General features: G+C 73.7%; 14 protein-coding genes and 1 tRNA gene. 8 read left to right on the top strand and 7 right to left on the bottom strand.

Annotated elements, in window-relative coordinates; genetic code table 11:
* Positions 1–5: 5 nt before the first annotated feature.
* The 5 genes from B1205_RS10480 to B1205_RS10460 are packed head-to-tail and all read left to right on the top strand — an operon-like array spanning position 6 to position 5,363.
* Positions 6–1,061, top strand: a complete 1,056-nt coding sequence (locus B1205_RS10480) for a Gfo/Idh/MocA family protein (protein ID WP_140158001.1) — start codon at positions 6–8, stop codon at positions 1,059–1,061.
* Entirely contained in the window at positions 1,058–1,759 is a 702-nt protein-coding gene (locus tag B1205_RS10475) for a sugar isomerase domain-containing protein (RefSeq protein ID WP_089155436.1), read from the top strand. Before B1205_RS10480 ends, B1205_RS10475 begins: the two co-directional genes overlap by 4 nt.
* Positions 1,756–2,790 (top strand): ROK family protein, encoded by a 1,035-nt coding sequence (locus tag B1205_RS10470; RefSeq protein ID WP_089155435.1) that lies wholly within the window; start codon positions 1,756–1,758, stop codon positions 2,788–2,790. The genes B1205_RS10475 and B1205_RS10470 overlap by 4 nt, the downstream gene beginning before the upstream one ends.
* Entirely contained in the window at positions 2,787–4,139 is a 1,353-nt protein-coding gene (locus B1205_RS10465) for a neutral/alkaline non-lysosomal ceramidase N-terminal domain-containing protein (protein WP_089155434.1), read from the top strand. Before B1205_RS10470 ends, B1205_RS10465 begins: the two co-directional genes overlap by 4 nt.
* Positions 4,140–4,142: 3 nt before the next feature.
* Entirely contained in the window at positions 4,143–5,363 is a 1,221-nt protein-coding gene (locus tag B1205_RS10460; RefSeq protein ID WP_089155433.1) for an ROK family transcriptional regulator, read from the top strand.
* 34 nt (positions 5,364–5,397) lie between these two features.
* Here B1205_RS10460 and B1205_RS10455 read toward each other — a convergent pair whose 3' ends face one another.
* Positions 5,398–6,342, bottom strand: coding sequence for a ketopantoate reductase family protein (locus B1205_RS10455; RefSeq protein WP_089155432.1), 945 nt, complete (start codon positions 6,340–6,342; stop codon positions 5,398–5,400).
* Positions 6,343–6,427: 85 nt separating this feature from the next.
* Between B1205_RS10455 and B1205_RS10450 the strand changes: the two genes are divergently transcribed.
* The 3 genes from B1205_RS10450 (at position 6,428) to B1205_RS10445 (ending at position 9,518) form a co-directional block, all read left to right on the top strand.
* Entirely contained in the window at positions 6,428–7,015 is a 588-nt protein-coding gene (locus tag B1205_RS10450) for a TetR/AcrR family transcriptional regulator (protein ID WP_089155431.1), read from the top strand.
* 180 nt (positions 7,016–7,195) lie between these two features.
* A tRNA-OTHER gene (locus B1205_RS29625) sits at positions 7,196–7,324 on the top strand.
* Positions 7,325–7,358: 34 nt separating this feature from the next.
* Positions 7,359–9,518 carry a TerD family protein gene (locus B1205_RS10445; protein WP_089155430.1) on the top strand — a complete coding sequence of 720 codons (2,160 nt, stop codon included), beginning with the start codon at positions 7,359–7,361 and terminating at the stop codon, positions 9,516–9,518.
* 132 nt (positions 9,519–9,650) lie between these two features.
* Here the strand turns inward: B1205_RS10445 and B1205_RS10440 are convergent, their stop codons facing one another.
* From B1205_RS10440 to B1205_RS29620, 6 genes are all read right to left on the bottom strand, one after another.
* Entirely contained in the window at positions 9,651–12,449 is a 2,799-nt protein-coding gene (locus B1205_RS10440) for an AfsR/SARP family transcriptional regulator (protein WP_089155429.1), read from the bottom strand.
* Between the two features lie 628 nt (positions 12,450–13,077).
* Entirely contained in the window at positions 13,078–13,974 is an 897-nt protein-coding gene (locus tag B1205_RS10430) for a hypothetical protein (protein WP_089155427.1), read from the bottom strand.
* Entirely contained in the window at positions 13,971–14,333 is a 363-nt protein-coding gene (locus tag B1205_RS10425; RefSeq protein ID WP_089155426.1) for a PadR family transcriptional regulator, read from the bottom strand. The genes B1205_RS10430 and B1205_RS10425 overlap by 4 nt, the downstream gene beginning before the upstream one ends.
* A gap of 58 nt (positions 14,334–14,391) precedes the next feature.
* The gene (locus B1205_RS31185) at positions 14,392–14,631 is read right to left on the bottom strand and encodes a hypothetical protein (RefSeq protein WP_089155425.1); all 240 of its coding nucleotides are present in this window, start codon (positions 14,629–14,631) and stop codon (positions 14,392–14,394) included.
* A gap of 2 nt (positions 14,632–14,633) precedes the next feature.
* A complete protein-coding gene (locus B1205_RS10415) occupies positions 14,634–15,836 on the bottom strand; it encodes a helix-turn-helix domain-containing protein (protein ID WP_176308530.1) in 1,203 nt (400 codons plus the stop codon).
* Positions 15,823–15,987 (bottom strand): hypothetical protein, encoded by a 165-nt coding sequence (locus B1205_RS29620; RefSeq protein ID WP_176308529.1) that lies wholly within the window; start codon positions 15,985–15,987, stop codon positions 15,823–15,825. Before B1205_RS29620 ends, B1205_RS10415 begins: the two co-directional genes overlap by 14 nt.
* Positions 15,988–16,205 lie beyond the last annotated feature (218 nt).

Below are 16,205 nucleotides of genomic sequence, written 5' to 3'. Positions count from 1 at the left end.
ACGACGTGGGGAACAGGATGCGGATCGGCATCATCGGCGCCGGGGTGATGGGGCGGGTCTACGCCCGTACCGTCACCGACGGTGACCTGCGGTGGCGGGCCGAGGTGGTCGCCGTCTGCGACCGGGACCGCGCGCTCGCCGCGGAGCTGGCCGGCCACTGCCGCGCCCGCGACTTCGACGACGCGGAGCGGATGTTGCGGGAGGTCGAGCTGGACGCCGTCTACCTGGCCGTCCCGGACCACCTGCACTGCGCGCCGTTTCTCGCCTGCATGGCCGCCCGCGTGCCCACGCTGGTGGAGAAGCCGCTGGCCACGACCATGGTCGACGCCGAGCGGATGCGCGCGGCGGCGCGGGAGGCCGGCGTGCCGGTGCAGGTCAATTTCTCCAACCGGGCCAACCCGGTCTTCGTCCGGATGCGACAGGCCATCGCGGCCGGCGACATCGGCGACGTCGTCGGCGTCAACGCCCGGCTGAGCAACATCGTCGACTACCCGACCCGGATGCTGTCCTGGGCGGGCAGCACCACCTGCGGCTGGTTCCTGCTCAGCCACGTCTTCGACCTGGCCGCCTGGCTCACCGGCGCCCGCGCGGCCGAGGTGACCGCCAACGGCGTGAAGGGCCGACTCACCGGCGAGGGCATCGACACGTACGACATCATCCAGGCCCTGGTCCGCTACGACCGCGGCTTCGCCGGGCTGTACGAGTCGGCCTGGGTGCTGCCCAACTCGCTGCCGTCGCCGGTGGACTTCAAGGTGGAGGTGGTGGGCAGCCACGGCGCGCTCTACGCCGACACCCAGGACCAGATGGTGCACGTCGCCAACGACAAGGCGTACACCTGGCCCGGCACGCTCGACTGGACCCAGGCCCGGCTGTCGGACTTCCTCGACCTGGTCGCCGGGGGTGACGCGCCGGCCGACGCGCTCGACGACGCGCTGGAGAACTCCGCCCTGCTGCTGGCCCTGCACCGGGCGGTGGCCGACGGCGGCACCGTCGCCGTCGCCGACGTGCTGGCCCGGACGGCGGCCGGCGCCACGGCGACCACCGACGGAGCGTCCCGATGAGCGCGGCGACGGGCGACCCGGCGGCGCTGCTGCTCGCCCCGGCGCTCGCGGCGGCGGACGCGGAGCGGGAGACGGTGGCGCGGGTGGCGTCCCGCGTCGCCGACCGGCTCGCCGACGGCGGCCATCTCTACACCTTCGGCGCGGGGCACTCCTGGGCGTTCGCGGCCGAGCTGTGCTCCCGGGCCGGTGGCCTGCGGCCGATCACCGCGATGAACCTCGACGACCTGCGGGACACTCCCCGACCGGCCTGGCGGCAACTCGCCGACTCGATGCCGGAGCGGGACCCGGCCAACGGCCCGGCGCTCCTCGACCGGTACGACGTCGGTGGACGCGACTGCCTGCTCATCGCCTCGCAGAGCGGCCGCAACGGCGCCAGCGTCGCGATGGCCGAGCAGGCCCGCCGCGATGGCGTGTACACCGTGGCGGTCCTGTCGAAGGCGCACTGCGCCGCCTACCCGTCCCGGCACCCGTCCGGCCGGAAACTGCCCGAGGTGGTCGACGACGTGATCGACAACCACTGCCCGATCGGTGACGCGGCGGTGCCCGCGCCGGACGGTGGCCGGGTCGGCGCGGCCTCCACCGTCTCCTTCGCGCTGCTGGCCCAGCTTCTGGTCGTCGAGATCGGCGCGGCGCTGCACCGCCGGGGGCGTACCGCCGAGGTGATCGTGAGCGCCAACGTGGACGCGCCGACCCGATGAGCGCCCCAGCCGTCGCCGTGGACATCGGCGGCACGAAGATCCAGGTGGCGGGCGTCGGCGCGGGCGGGCTCACCCGCGTGGTGGAGCTGCCGACCCCGGTGGACGCCGGCCCGGAGGCGGTCGTCGCCGCCGTCGTCGGCGCGGCGGCCGAGCTGCGCGCCGCCGGCCCGACCGTGGTGGCCTGCCCGGGCAGCCTCGACACCGCCGCCGGGATCGTCCACCACGCCGCCAACCTGCCGTTCGCCGGCTTTCCGCTGGCCCGCCGGTTGGGCGAGGAACTGGGCGGCCCGGCCCGGCTGGTCGGCGACACCGTCGCCGCGGCGGTCGCCGAGTTCACCACCGGCGCCGCCGCCGGCACGTCGCACGGGCTCTACGTCACCGTCTCCACCGGCATCGGCATGAGCATCGTGACGCACGGGCGACTGGTCACCGGCGCCGAGGGACAGGCGGGCGAGTTCGGTCACGTGCCGGTTGTCCACGGCCCGCGTGCGCGGCCGTGCGGCTGTGGCCAACGCGGCTGCCTGGAGGCGTACGCCTCGGGCCGCGCCCTCGCCGACCGCGCTCCGACCCGGCTCGGCGGGCCGGGTCCGGTCACCGCCGCCCGGGTCGTGGCCGCCGCCCGGGCCGGTGACCCGGACGCGCGCCACCTGGTCGGCACGGCGGTGGACCTACTCGCCCTCACCGTGGCCGGCACGGTCCGGGTGCTCGCCCCGGAGGCGGTCGTGCTCGGCGGCGGGCTGCTGCTGGCGGGAGAGCTGGTCGGGCCACTGCGTGAGCGGGTGGTGGAGCTGCTGTCGCGGACCGTCCCGCACGTCGGCGAGGTCCTGCGCCCGGCCCGGTACGGCCGGCTCAGCGGCCTGTACGGCGCGGCGATGCTGGCCCGTGGCGACCGTGCCGCCGAGCTGCTGCTCACCGGGCCTGCGCCGGGCGACCCCGCCCCGGCCCGGAGCGCCGGACCGGTCGTTCCCACCCCGACCCGCGTCACGGTCCCCGCCGAGGGCCCGCCGTCCGCACCGGGGGTCCGACCGTGACCGGGCCGCTGCGCGTCGGCGCGGCCCGCGTCGCCGTCACCCCGCCACCGGGGGTACGCATGTCCGGGTACGCCGCCCGCATCGACGTGGCCGATGGGACGCTGGACGAGTTGTACTGCCGGGCGGTGTTCCTCGACGACGGGGTCGCGCCGGTGGTGATCGCCGTCTGCGACCTGCTCGCGGTCACCGCGCGGCTGCGCCGGCGGGTGTGCGCCCGCCTGCGGGAGCGGCCCGGCCTCGACCCGGCCCGGTTGCTGCTCGCCGCCACGCACACGCACTGCGGTCCGGCGGGGCTGGCCACGCCGGACGACGAGCCGGTGCTCGACCGGATCGTGGACGGGATCGTCGCCGCCGTCCGCGCCGCCGCGGACGCGGCGGAGCCGGCCCGGCTGCTGACCGGCGAGGTCGACGTGGAGGGGATCGGGGCGAACCGCCGCGACCCGGACGGCCCGCTGGACATCACCGCGCGGGTGGTGGCCGCCGTCCGCCCCGGCGACGGCGGCGTCATCACGGTGCTGGCGAACCACGCCTGCCACCCGACGATCCTCGAACACACGACCACCGGCTGGTCGGCCGACTTCCCGGGCGCGGCGGTCGGGACGATCGAGGCGCTCTGCGGCGGCACCGCGCTCTTCCTGCAGGGCTGCGCCGGCGACGTGAACCCGGTGTTCGTCGCGCACACCCCGGCCGAGGCGCACCGCACCGGAGCCATCCTGGGGGCGGCCTGCGCACAGCGGGTGCTCGCCCTGCAACGGTCGGCGGCCGATCCCCGCGTGATCAACCTGAGCTGGGAGGAGGAGACCCCGGCGCCGGCCCCGCGCCTCGGGCGCGTGGTGCCGCCGGCTCCCCTGCGGGCGGAACTCGTCGACGTGCCGGTGACACCCCGGCAGCGGACCGATCCCGAGTGGACCCGGCGGGAGGCGGCCGCCGCGCGGGCGGCCCTCGCCGACGCTGACGGCCCGGCCGCCCGGCGTGCCGCCGGACCCCGCGCCGCCCAGCTCTGGATCGAGGACCTGCTGCACGCCCGCGCCGCCCACTTCGACTGCCTCGACGCCCCGCCCGCCGGCGACGCCACCCTGCCGGTGCAGGCGCTGCGAATCGGCGACGGCCTGGCCGTGGTGGGCCTGCCCGGGGAGCCGTTCACCGCGACCGGCGGGCTGATCCGCGCGTCCGACCCCGGCACGGTGCTGGTCGTCGGTTACGCCAACCACTCGTCGGGATACCTGCCGACGCGGGAGGAGTTTCCCCGCAGCGGGTACGAGGTAGGCTGCAGTCAGTACGCGGTCGGCACCGCCGAGCGACTCACCGAGGCGGCCACCGGCCTCCTGGCCGCGTTGAGAAAGGCCTGACCGATGGGCCAAGCCCCCACCGACGACGCCCAGGCCCCCACCCGCACGGGCCGCCGCACCACGCTGCTGTCCAGTGAGGACGTCGGTGCCGCGAACCGGGCGAAGATCATGCAGGCGTTGGCCGACCACGGCCCGCTGTCCCGCGCGGAACTGGCCCGGATGGCCGGCGTGCCCCGGGGCACCATCGGCGTCATCGTCAGCAGCCTGATCGAGTCCGAGCTGCTCCAGGAGACCCGGGTCCGGCGGACGACCGCCACCGTCGGCCAGCCACCCCGACCGCTCTGGTTCGGCCCACGGCTCGGCCCCACCGGCGCAGTCGTGATCCAGCCCGGCACGGTCCGCACCGCCGTGGTCGACGTACGCGGCCGCATCCTCGCCGCCGACACCGCCACGTTCCCCGTCGATGCCGGCGGGGAGGAGCTGGAGCGGCTGCTGACCGGGCACGTACTCGGGGTGCTCGCGCCGTTCGCCGGGCGGATCGCCGGCACCGGCGTCACCGTACCCGCGATCTGCGACCCGGCCACCGGCGAGATCCTGGCCTGCACCCCGCTGCCCGGCCTGGTCGGCTCCGGGCTCTCCGCGCAGCTCGCCCGCCTCACCGGCGCACCCGTGACGCTCGAGGAGGACGTGCGGGCGCTCGCGCTCGGACAGCGTTGGTTCGGCCGGGCCCAGGGCGCCGAGGACTTCGTCGCGTTGCAGCTCGGGCCGGGCATCGGGGCGGCGATCATGAGTGGCGGCCGGCTGCTCCGTGGTGACCTGCGCATCTCCGAGATCGGGCACACCTGCGTGAACGTCGACGGTGAACGCTGCCCCTGCGGTCTCACCGGTTGCTGGGAGACGATCGCCTCCACCCGCTGGCTGCGGCGGGAGGCGGCCCGGCGCGGCGTCGGGGACGCGGCGTCCACCACGCCCGCGGAGCTGGTCGCCCTGGCGGAGAAGGGCGACCGGCCGGCCGACGAACTGCTGGACGACTACGCCGACCATGTGGCGGTCGGCATCGCCAACCTGGTGCACATGCTGGCGTTGTCGCTGTTCATCCTGCACGGCGACGTGGTCGGCGGCGGGGTCGTGCTGCGCGACCGGGTGCGGGCCGCCGTGGACGCGCGGGTGCTGCCCCAACTCGCCGGCCGGGCCCGGGTGGAGTTCTCCGAGCTGGACCAGGAGGCGGGCCTGCTCGGTGCCGCCGCCGTGGTGATCACCCACCAGTTGGGCATCGTCGCCTGAGGCACACGTCCCCGGCGACACCCCACGGGCTGGGTCAGCTCGTCGTGCTCCCGATGAAGTACGGCTCGGCCGCTTCCAGCCGGGGCACCGGCACGCCCCGCCTGCGTGCCTCCGCGAGGGTGTCGCGGCAGACCGCCCGGAGTTCCTCGGGGTTGGCGTGGGCCTGCGTCACCCGGCGCGCCGGCGGGAAACGACGGAGCAGCCAGGACAGCGCCGGCGCGGCCAGCCAGACGGGCGCGGTGAACGGCAGCAGGCTGGCCCGGTGCCGACGCAGGTCGACGCCGCGCGCCTCGACGAGCGGGAGCAGTTCGCGGGTGGCGAGGATCGCCTCGCGGGCGTCGCCGGGCGTCAGCGTGGACAGCGAGCCCCGCAGGCTCCGCGTGTGCAGCCCCGCGTTCTGGACGAAGTGGATCCACAGCCAGCCCCGGAAGTCGGCGTTCTCCTGGATCTTGAACCCGGCCCCGCGAAACACCTGGCGCACGGCCCGCTCGCGCTCGGTCGGCGGGCGGTCGAGCGTGCCGAGGAAGACCACGGGCAGCAGCGCCGCCCGCAGCACACCGTCGTCGCCGAAGCCGCCGCCCGCACCGGGAAAGCCCCAGGCCACCTGGTCGGCGGGGAGGTGTTCGATCGCGGTCAGCGGCTCGACCCACAGGTTGTTGAAGACGAGCACGGTGGCCCCGCCCACCCTCGGCCCCAGGAACGCCGCAGCCTCCGCGAAGCCGTAGTGCTGCACGCTGAGCACGATCAGGTCGAAGTCATGATCCGGCTCCAGCGACTCGCGGTAGCGCACCGGCCATCTCTCGGCGACACGCCTGCCCCACGGCCGCCGCCGCGCGTCGAGCAGATCGAGTTCGATCGCCTCCCCGTACGCCGCCGCCCGCCCCGGCCGGACGTAGAACTCGACCTGGTGCCCCGCCCGCTCCAGGGCCCACCCGTACGTCACGGCGATCACGCCCCGGCCGAACATCAAGATCTTCACGCGCTCACCCTCGTGCCTATAATCGGAGGTCATCTCCACTTCCAAAATATGGAGACCGTCTCCACTTGTCAACCCGAGGTCCCGCATGAGCCACGCCAAGCCACTACGGGCCGACGCCCGCCGCAACCGCGACGCCCTGATCGCCAAGGCCCGCGAGCTGTTCGCCGGCGGCTGCTTCGACCTGCGCTTCGACGACTTCGCCAAGCTGGCCGGCGTCGGCACCGGCACGCTCTACCGCCACTTCCCCACCCGGGAAGCCCTGGCCGAGGCGGTCTACCGGGAAGAACTCACCGCGCTGTGCGACCGCGCCCGGGAACTGCAAGCCACCCTCCCGCCCGACGAGGCGTTGGAATCCTTCCTGCGGGGCCTGGTGGACCACCTGCACGCGAACGAGGGCCTCGCCCGCACCTTCGCGACGCTCATGGCCACCCGCTCGGGCACGCTGGCCGAGGGCACGCTGGCCGAAGGCACCCGGGCCGTGGGGCAGGTCGTGGCCGACCTCGTGGCCGCCGCCGCCGGGGCCGGAACCATCCGCGACGACGTGGGCGCGGGGGCCGTCATGACGGCCCTCCAGGGCATCTGCGCGACCTACGGCCAACCGTCCCACCGGGACGACTCGGGCGACCTCATCACCCTCGTCCTCGCCGGCCTCCGCACACGACACCCCCAGTGACGCCCGGTCGCCGCATCGAGACCTCTCGGCGTGTCGCCGCCACCGAGGCAATGCCGCCGAGCGCGCCATGACTCAGGGTCATAATTATGACCCTGAGTCATAGCACTCTATGGCGCGGGGCTACACCAGGGCCGTCACCAGGTGGCCAGATCCGTCCGACCGGTGCGATGATCGACACACGGGTCGCTAGCTCAACTGGCTAGAGCATTCGACTAAGTAGCGCGTCCACTCTCCGCCAGCGCGGCCATGGGGGCGCTTCCTTCTCCTTGTCGGATCGAAGGGTTCGGGGTTCGAGTCCCCGGCGACCCACCGTTTCGCGGCGGCAGGCCGGAAGGAGGAGCACGTGCTCGACAAGCTGATCATCCAGCGGACACTGCGCGTGCCGGCCAGCACCGGCGCGGCCGGCGACGGCACGGCGGTGGCTCGGCAACTGGACGCGGCGCTGCTCGATGTCGGGTTCGCCGCGTCGCGGGCGCTGCTGGACCACATCGGCGCCCTGGCGCCCGCGCCCGCGATGGACCTCGCCGCCACGGTCGTCTCGGCGGTGCGCGAACTGGTCGGCGACCACGTTCAGCACAACGCCTACTTCATCGGCTTCCCGGACGACGTGCCGGACACCGTCGAATTCTGGGTCGACCGGCTGCGGGCCGCCGTGCTCACCGGCGGGGGCACGGCGACCGACGCGCAACTACGGGACGCGGTGGCCTCCGGCGGGGTGAACCTGCTCGACCTGCCGGGTTACGGGACCTACCAGCACACGTACGCCGAGTTGCTGGCCGCGCACGACGACCTGATCCGTGCGGTCGGCGACCGGGTGACCCTGCTGCGGCTCGGCGACGTCGCCGAGGTGGAGGCGGAGCGTCTCTACCTGGCCCTGGCCGGCCGTTCGACGCCTCTCGGCGAGACGGACCTCGCCCTCCTCGGCGAACTCACGGTCGCCTGTGTGGACGGCGCGCAGCCGGCCGAGATCCCGGTACGGGGGAACCGCGCCGTGCTCAACGGGGTCCGACTCGTCCTCGGGCGGCCGCTGGTCGGCATGGACACGACGACCGACGTGCTGCGCCTCGCCTGCCAGGCCTCCGGCGGGGACGTCTCACTCGTGACTCCCACCCGGTTCCGTTCCTTCCGGCGCCCGGAGCGGCGGATGCTGCTGGCCGCGCTCGACGCCGTCGTCGGCGCGAGCCCGGCCAAGCTCGGTGACGTCGCGCGTTACGCCGAGCGGTGGAAGCGGCTCGGGGAACGGCTGCACCCGCACGAGTACGACCAGTGGCCGCACGCGCGCGAGGTGTTCGCGGTGGCGCGTGGCGAGCGACGCGTACCCAGTCTCGCCGGTCGTGCCGAGGCGGCGATCCGCGCCGGGGCCGTCGGCCCGGCCGCGGCGGTGCTGTCGGCGGCGCCCGGCCTGCTCCTGCGATCCGCGGACCGGTTGCTGCGGTTGGCGTCGGCGTCCGAGCGAAGCGAGGTCGTCGGTGCGGTCACCGCCGCGTTCGGCTCGGCGTCGGGCCGCGTGCTCCTCTCGCTGCGGGAGCATGTCGACAACCGGTTGACGCCCGCGTCGGCCCGGATGTACGCGAGCCGCTCGCGCACCGCGTGGGTCGGTCCCGACGAGCGGCCACCGCTGCCCGCCGACCTGGTGGCCGAGCTGTCGCGGCTTCTCGACGACGCGGTCGCCGCCCGGTTGCCGGATCCGCAGCGACCGCTGCTGGTGGATCCGGAGGTGCTCGACGTCGCGCTGCCGCTGTCCGGCAAGGCGACCGAGGCCGGTTTCGCGGTCCTGCCGCGGGGCTCGCGGGCACCGGTCTCCGGTGAGCTGCTGCGCTTCTTCACCTTCTGGCGTCAGACGAGTCGTCGCACCGACTACGACCTGTCGGTGCTGCTGCTCGATGCGGACTTCCACAGCGCGGGCCAGGTGTCCTGGACGAACTACCACCACGACGGGGTGGTCCACTCCGGCGACGTCACCGACGCGACGCACGGTGCGACCGAGTTCATCGACGTGCCGCTGGCCGACCGGGGGCACTACGTGGTCCCGCAGGTGAACATCTACGCAGGCGAGTCGTTCGACCAGGTCGCCGAGTCGATGTTCGGCTACCAGACCCGTGACCGGGACCAGCGCGGCGCCCCGTTCGACGCCCGGACCGTGCGGGCGCGTTCGCAGTTGCGCGGCCCGGGCCGGGTCGCGTTGCCGGTGGTGTTCGCCCGGACCGAGCGGGGCTGGCAGGCCGTGTGGCTGCACCTGTACCTGCGGGGCTGGCCGGTGTTCAACCGGGTGGAAGGAAACACCTTCACCACCGCCGACCGGGTGCGAGCGCTGATGGAGCGGCGGTACCTCACCGTGTCCTACCTGGTCGACCGGTGGCGTACGCGGGCCGAGGTGAGGACGTGGGACGGTCGACTGCCGGACGAGCCCGTCACGTTCGTCGGCATCGACGCGCCCGAGGGTCTGCCCGACGGATCGGAGGCGTACACGCTGGATAGACTCAGCGAGTTGATCCCTGGGTGAGCGGCGAGAGCCGAGGCCATGCGGGCGCTTCCTCCCCACACCGTTCGATTCGGGACCTCCGCCATGCGGAGGACTGGCAGCAAGCGCCCGCGCTCTCCTCGGCTCTCGCGAGCACCGTCGTCGCGTGGCGCGTCAGGGATCCAGCTTCGCCAGCCTGGCGTGGACCTCGCCGACGTCGGGGTGCTGTAGGTCGTCGAGGATCGTCAGGGCCTGTCGCCAGGCGATCCGGGCGGCCTCGGGGTCGCCCGCCGCAAGGTGGGTGTCGCCGAGATGGACCAGGACCTCCGACTCGGAGTAGCGGGCACCGACGTCGCGCGACAGGTCGAGAGAGCGCTGATAACAGGTGATCGCCCGGACGTGGTGGCCGAGGTGGTGGTGGGCGTAGCCGATGCTGTCCCAGGCGGCGGCCTCGCCGGCCCGGTTGCCGAGTTCCTGCTGCAGGGCGAGCGCCTGGTGGCAGTAGCTGAGCGCCTGCCGCTGGTTGCCGAGTTGGGCGTGCTGCCAGCCGACCTCGTTGAGGGCGTTGGCCTGTCCGCGCCGGTGGCCGATGGCCGAGTACAGGTCGAGGGCCCGCCGGGCGTGGTCGAGCGCCCGTCGGTGATGGCCCTGCTGCGCGAACACGAGGCCGAGGGCGATGTGGGTGGTGGCCTGGCCGGCGTGATCGCCGGACTGTTCGTGGACGTCCAGGCTGCGTCGGAACTGGGTCCGGGCCTCGCCGAAGTGGCCCAGGTTCCGGTGCGCCGTGCCGACGAAGTAGTGCGCGTGGGCCTGTGCGGGCCGGTCCGCCAGGCGTTGGGCGGCGGCCAGGGCGGCCTCCTGGGTGGCCGCCAGGTCGTGCCAGTGGCCCTGCCGGTCGAGGTAGATCGCGAGGGCCCCGGCGAGTTGCCAGAGGTGGGCGTCGAAACCGGCCGTGGCGGCGTGCCGGATGGCGGCCAACAGCACCGCGTGCTCGGTCGTGAACCAGGCCAGCGCCCGGCCGGGATCGGTGTGGACCTCCGGGGTCACGCCGGGCCGCGGCGGTGCCGGCGTCGCCCACTCGCGGGCGGGGCTGAGCAGCCGGCAGGCGGTGTGGGCGGTGTGCAGGTAATGGTCGAGGATCCGGTGCGTCGCGGCCCGGCGCTGCTCGGGGTGGTCCTGGGCGTGGACGAGTTCGGCGGCGTAGGCGCGTAGCAGGTCGTGCAGGGTGTACCGGCCTCGGATGTGTTCCACCACGAGGCTGGCGCCGGTCAGCTCGGCCAGCAACGGCCGGACCAGGGGTGGTGCGAGGCCGGCGAGGCTGGCCGCGGCTTCCGCGGTGATGTCCGCGCCGAGGTGCAGCCCGAGCTGTCGGAACAGTCGCGCCGCATCGGGCGTGAGAGCCGCGTAGGACCAGGAGAACACCGCCCGGAGGTCGGCGGCCGGGTCCGGGTCGGCCAGTACATCGAGGCGCGTACCGGCCTCGGTCAGGTTGGCGACGAGATCGGTGAGGGAGAGCTGGGGGTTGGTGGCGGCGCGGGCGGCGACGATGGCCAGCGCCAGGGGCAGTCGCGCGCACAGGGCGGCGAGCGCGTCGGCCGCCTCGGGTTCGTCGGCGATCCGGTGGGCGCCGAGGCGACGGGTGAGCACGTCGCGGGCCTCGTCGGCGGTGAGCAGGTCGAGCGGGATGACGTGGGCGCCGGTGGTGGCCACCAGGCTGGTGAGCCGGTCGCGGCTGGTGACCAGGACGAGGCAGCCGGGTGCTCCGGGCAGCAGCGGGCGGACCTGAGCGGTGTCGCGGGCGTTGTCGAGCACCACGAGCATGCGCTTGTCGGCCAACTGTGTGCGGTAGAGCGCGGCCTGGGCGTCGCGGTCCGCGGGGATCCGTTCGGGCGGCACGGCAAGAGCGTCCAGGAAACCGCGTACGGCGTCGGCCGGCTCCACCACCGCCCCGCTCGGGTCGAATCCCCGCAGGTTCACGTAGAGCTGTCCGTCGGGGAACCGCCGGGCGGCCTGGTGCGCCCAGTGCACGGCGAGGGCGGTCTTGCCGACGCCGGCGGTCCCGGCGATCGCCGAGATCACCACCGCGGCCGAACCGGCGTCCCGGTCGACGGTGGCAGCGATGGCGTCGAGGCGGGTGAGGTGGTCGCGTCGGCCGGCGAAGCCGCGCACGTCGGCCGGGAGCTGCGCCGGCACCGCCCGCACCGCCGGGAGTACGCCGGGAGGTGGGGGCAGGTCCGCCTCCCGGCGCAGGACGGCCTGGTAGACGGACTGCAACTCGGCGCCCGGCTTCTCGGCCAGTTCCTCCTCAAGCCGGGCCCGGGTCGTCGTGTAGCAGTCGAGGGCGTCGGCGCGGCGGCCGGCCGCGTAGTGCGCCCGCATCAGCATCGCCGGCAGCGCCTCGACCAACGGATAGCGACTGACCAGTTCCGTCAGCGGACCGACCACCGTGCTCGGGTCCCCGGCCCGGATCTCGGCGTATGCCCAGCCCAGGACCGCGTCCCGGTACTCACCGTGCCAGGCGTCGCGGGTGCGGTCCACCCACTCCCCGTCCAACGCTGCGAGCGGCTCACCCCGCCACAACCCCATGATCTCGCGCCACAGCGCGGTCCGGTCGGCGTCCGCCGGCCCGTGCCTGGCGGCGTTCGCGACCAGGCGACGGAAGCGGTGCACATCGACCATGTCCGGGTCGACGTCGAGCACGTAGCCGCCACCGCGGCGGACCCGGACCGTCTGGCCCGGGACGCCGATCCGGTCGAGCAGGGTACGGATGTGGGTGATGTGGGTCTGCACCGTCCGCCATGCTCCCGACGGCGGCGACTTGCCCCAGACCCGGTCGATGAGCACCTCCCGGGGCGTCAACCGGCCGGCGTCGGCGGCCAACGCGGCCAGGACCAGGCATCGCTGCGCCGGGCCGACATCCACCAGTGCGCTGCCGGCGCAGAGCTGCACCTGCCCCAGAAGCCGAATCCACATCCCTGTCCACCAGTCCCAGGACGGATACCGTGGGTGACTTTACATAGACCGTTGACAATCGGTCAACGTAGCGACCTACATACCCCGGCGACCCTCGACGCAGGTCGCGCCCCACATCCGGTGGCCGGCCGGCCGACTCGAATCCGGGTCGGGACGTCAACCGAGAGGTGGCTCTGGGACATGATCCAACGACGCGGTATCCGCACGGCTCTGCTGGCGCTGGCGCTGGCGGTGGGGACCCTCATGGCCGTGAGCGGTCCGGCTCAGGCATCCACCGGAGCCTCGGCCGGTTCCGGATCGTTCGCCCGCACGGCGTTCGACCCGGCGACGATCAGTGCGGCGAATCTCCGGGCGGCCAAGGTCACCAACGTCGCGACCGAGGCCCGGAAGGGCACCGACGGCGTCCTGCCGGGGTTCTGCACCCTCGACGGCATCCAGGGCGCGACCTCCTACATCACCTGCTCGGTCGTGCAGCCGGCCACGGTGTACGTCCTCTGCAGCAGCGGGGACATCTTCGGCGGCTACCTGCCCGGGCCGGGGATCTACTCCCTGTCGGCCACCCCGTGCTGGGCCACGCAGTACGNGGCCACCCGGTCGGGTGGCCGCCCGCGACCGGACATGGAATCGGTCAGGCGCGGGTGCGCTGCCGCAGCCGGGTCGAGACCACCGCGCCGACCGCCATGAGGACCGCGACGACCAGGGACGGCAGGGCGTCGGGTCGGCGCAGCAGCTCCCCCGTCGACATGGTGTTGCCCAGTTGGTGCAGCGTGCCCAGCAGCAGGGTGGGCACGACGGCGATCAGCAGCCGCTGGTCGGCCGTCGCCACCCACAGGAAGGCGGCCACCCCGGCGACCACCATGGCGGCGGCGACGACCTGCGACCTCGTGTCGGCCAGCCGGAAGCCCTCCGCCGAGATCAGGTGCAGGGCGAGCACCCCGGCGGTGACGAGGACGGCGTTGGCCCGGGGTGCCGGCGGCACGTCCGCCGGACGCCGCAGACTCACCAGGATCAGCGGCGCGGCGACGACCGGCGCCCACCACTGCGGCAAGCCGTTGAGGAACAGGTACGGGGAGACGACGGTCGGCACCACCGCCGCGGCCACCACCAGTACGGCAGCGGTGCGGGTGCGGCCCGCGACGAGCGCCACCAGCGCCGCGCCCACCATGACCTCGTGGACGCCCTGGTCCCGCAGGACGCGCAAAGGATCCGAGAGCCCGCCGAACTGGAACGCCTCGACGAGGTCGTCCAGGCCGATGAGCACACCCAGCGCCAGCACCGCCATGGCACCCAGGTGGACGCCCTGCCAGAGCAGCACGGCGGTGGGCCGGGTCGCGGTGCTGCCGCCGTACACCCTCAGGGCGCCCCGGACCAGCGAGGCCGACTGCCGGACGCTGGGCCAGCGGCGGGTGGTCGGTTCGTCGCCGATCAACGTGTCGATCAGCTCGTCGGCACGTTCGCGGCGGTAACCGGCCGGATAGGCCCGCAGCAACATGCGGTAGCGCTTCTCCAGAACATCGGAACTCATGCTGGTCTGATCCTCGTGGTAGAAGGTGCACTCAGGCTCGACAGACGGTCCGTGACCACCCGGGCGGCCCGGGCGAGCCGGTCGGCTTCCTCGGCGAGCACGCCGCGGCCCTCGTCGGTGAGCCGGTAGTAGCGGCGGGCACGCCCGTTGACGATCTCCTCACCGTCGGCGGCGACGAGGCCCTCACCGAGCAGCCGGTCGATCACCGAGTACAGCGAGCCGGCGGCGAGGGTCACCCGCCCGTCGGACAGCTCGGTCACCCGCTTGATCACGGCATAACCGTGCAGCGGGCCGCCGAGCAGGGCGGCAAGGACGAAGTACGACGGTTCCCGCAGCGCGGGACGCGAAGTCGATCGCATGGCACCGAATATACAACTAACATGAGTATCTAGCCAAGATGACTGTCCACGTTCGAGGTCAGCGGGTCCGCTGGGGATCGTCGCGCTCGGGTCCGGCCGGGCCGGTCGCCGTGTTCCGCCGCCTCACCTCCTCGGCGATGCGGAGGACGTCACGGGCGATGGTCGCCACGGCGCAGGTCCACGTTCGACAGACGAGGCAGCGTCCGTCGGATCCGGGCCGGTGGTCGCGGAGGACCCTGCGGGCGGTGAGGATCAGCCGGTTGCAGACCTGCGTCAGGGACAGGAACGGGCCGGTCATCCTCAGCCCGCTCCGAGCGTGGCGGCGAGGTCGATGAGCGTCGACGGGGCATCGGGCTCGCGGGCGACCCGGGCGACCAGGTCCCGGCCGGCTGGCCGGTGACGGATCTCGGCCGGCGCGATGCGGTCGGCCCCAATCAGGGTACGGCCGGCGTTGACCGGGTCGTCGGCGTGGAGGTAGGCGCGGGCGGCGTCGATCAGGTACGCGGCGCGGTGTTCGGCGTGCAGCCACCCCCAGCCGTCCCGCGTGATCACCTCCTCATGCCGGACGACAGCCTCCCTCGCGTCGCCCAGCTCCACCATCGCGGCGATCCGGGCAAGCTCCACCGCCGTGGGGCCGAATCCGGTCCGGTGGTGGTCGTGGCCCTCCCCCACCCGCGCGGCCATCCCGGCGGCCTCGTCGATCAGCGTGGCCGCCGTACGGTCGTCCCCGTCGCAGGATGCGGCCAGGGCGGCCTGGACGAGGAGCGTTCCGCAGAGGGACAGCTCGGGTGGGGTGCCGTGCTCGATCACCGGCGGGGCGACCGAGTAGGCGGCGGCCAGCATCGCCGACGTCGCCACCCTCGCCCGCCCCGACCCGCGCAGGACCGGGCCGAGCTGCACCGCGACGGCAGCCACCGAGAGCCGGTCACCGGTGGCAGCGATCATCGCCCGGTCGACCGCCAACCACGCCACGTCGGCGACACCGAGCTTCATCAGCAGCGAAGCCGTCACCCGGTATGCCTCCACCAGCGGCGCTCGACCCGCCTCCGGATCGTTCGCGTGGGTGCGCTGCGCGTCGACCAACAACTGCGGCGCCAGGTCGATCACCTGCGGATACCGGGCGTGCTGGAAGGTGCTCCACAGGTGCGCGACCTCCCGCGACAGCGCCTCGACCGACAGCACCGGACGGCGTCCGGCCGGGCGCCCCAAGGCGATCTCGTAGCTCGACAGCGCAGCGCGGATCCGCTCCACACCCTCGACGCGCTCGGCCATCCCGACCGGCAGTGCGTGTCGACCGAGCAGCACCGCCAGGTCGATCCGCAGGGCGGTGGCGACCTCCCGAAGTGTCGACACCTTGTCCAGCGACCGGACACCCCGCTCGACCTTGTCCACCCAACTCTTCGACTTACCCAGCCGGTCGGCCAGCATCTGCTGGGAGAGTCTGCGGCGACCCCGCCAGTACGCCACCTGACGGCCGACCGGAAGCAGGTCAACGCTCTCCACGCCGCCACCGCCGGTCCGGCACCGCCCGGGTCGTCTCCTCGGCCGGTATGCGATCCGCCTCGGCCTGCCGGAGGATCCGCTGCCGGGCGGCCTCCCGCTCCGGTTCCTCGATCTGCTCGCCTCGGCTTCCGGCCCGGGCCTGCTCGCTCATCCCCACCTCCGCTGACGGGGGCGCGGCGGCGTACTCCGGCAGTCGGCGGGCGGTTTCACCGGCGAATTCTCGAAATCGAAAGGCATGCGTCGACGATGCCGGCCACCGGCGGCCGGCTCCATGGCAAGCAGTCATGTCACGGTGACATGAGACGGCTCGACCAGCGCGATTGGGCACCATACGCTCACAACTCGAACACCATGAGTAGTCGGAACGCA

Source organism: Micromonospora sp. NBS 11-29 (assembly GCF_002140155.1).
Lineage (GTDB): Bacteria > Actinomycetota > Actinomycetes > Mycobacteriales > Micromonosporaceae > Micromonospora.
Note: the sequence above shows the minus strand (reverse complement) of the source record. Positions and strands in the feature narration are given on the sequence as shown.

Bases quoted from the DNA above. Each gene is read 5' to 3' on its own strand.
- B1205_RS10475 (WP_089155436.1), top strand. From the start codon at position 1,058: ATGAGCGCGGCGACGGGCGACCCGGCGGCGCTGCTGCTCGCCCCGGCG.
- B1205_RS10450 (WP_089155431.1), top strand. From the start codon at position 6,428: ATGAGCCACGCCAAGCCACTACGGGCCGACGCCCGCCGCAACCGCGAC.
- B1205_RS10425 (WP_089155426.1), bottom strand. From the start codon at position 14,333: ATGCGATCGACTTCGCGTCCCGCGCTGCGGGAACCGTCGTACTTCGTC.
- B1205_RS29620 (WP_176308529.1), bottom strand. From the start codon at position 15,987: ATGAGCGAGCAGGCCCGGGCCGGAAGCCGAGGCGAGCAGATCGAGGAA.
- B1205_RS10470 (WP_089155435.1), top strand. From the start codon at position 1,756: ATGAGCGCCCCAGCCGTCGCCGTGGACATCGGCGGCACGAAGATCCAG.
- B1205_RS10460 (WP_089155433.1), top strand. From the start codon at position 4,143: ATGGGCCAAGCCCCCACCGACGACGCCCAGGCCCCCACCCGCACGGGC.
- B1205_RS31185 (WP_089155425.1), bottom strand. From the start codon at position 14,631: ATGACCGGCCCGTTCCTGTCCCTGACGCAGGTCTGCAACCGGCTGATC.
- B1205_RS10430 (WP_089155427.1), bottom strand. From the start codon at position 13,974: ATGAGTTCCGATGTTCTGGAGAAGCGCTACCGCATGTTGCTGCGGGCC.
- B1205_RS10440 (WP_089155429.1), bottom strand. From the start codon at position 12,449: ATGTGGATTCGGCTTCTGGGGCAGGTGCAGCTCTGCGCCGGCAGCGCA.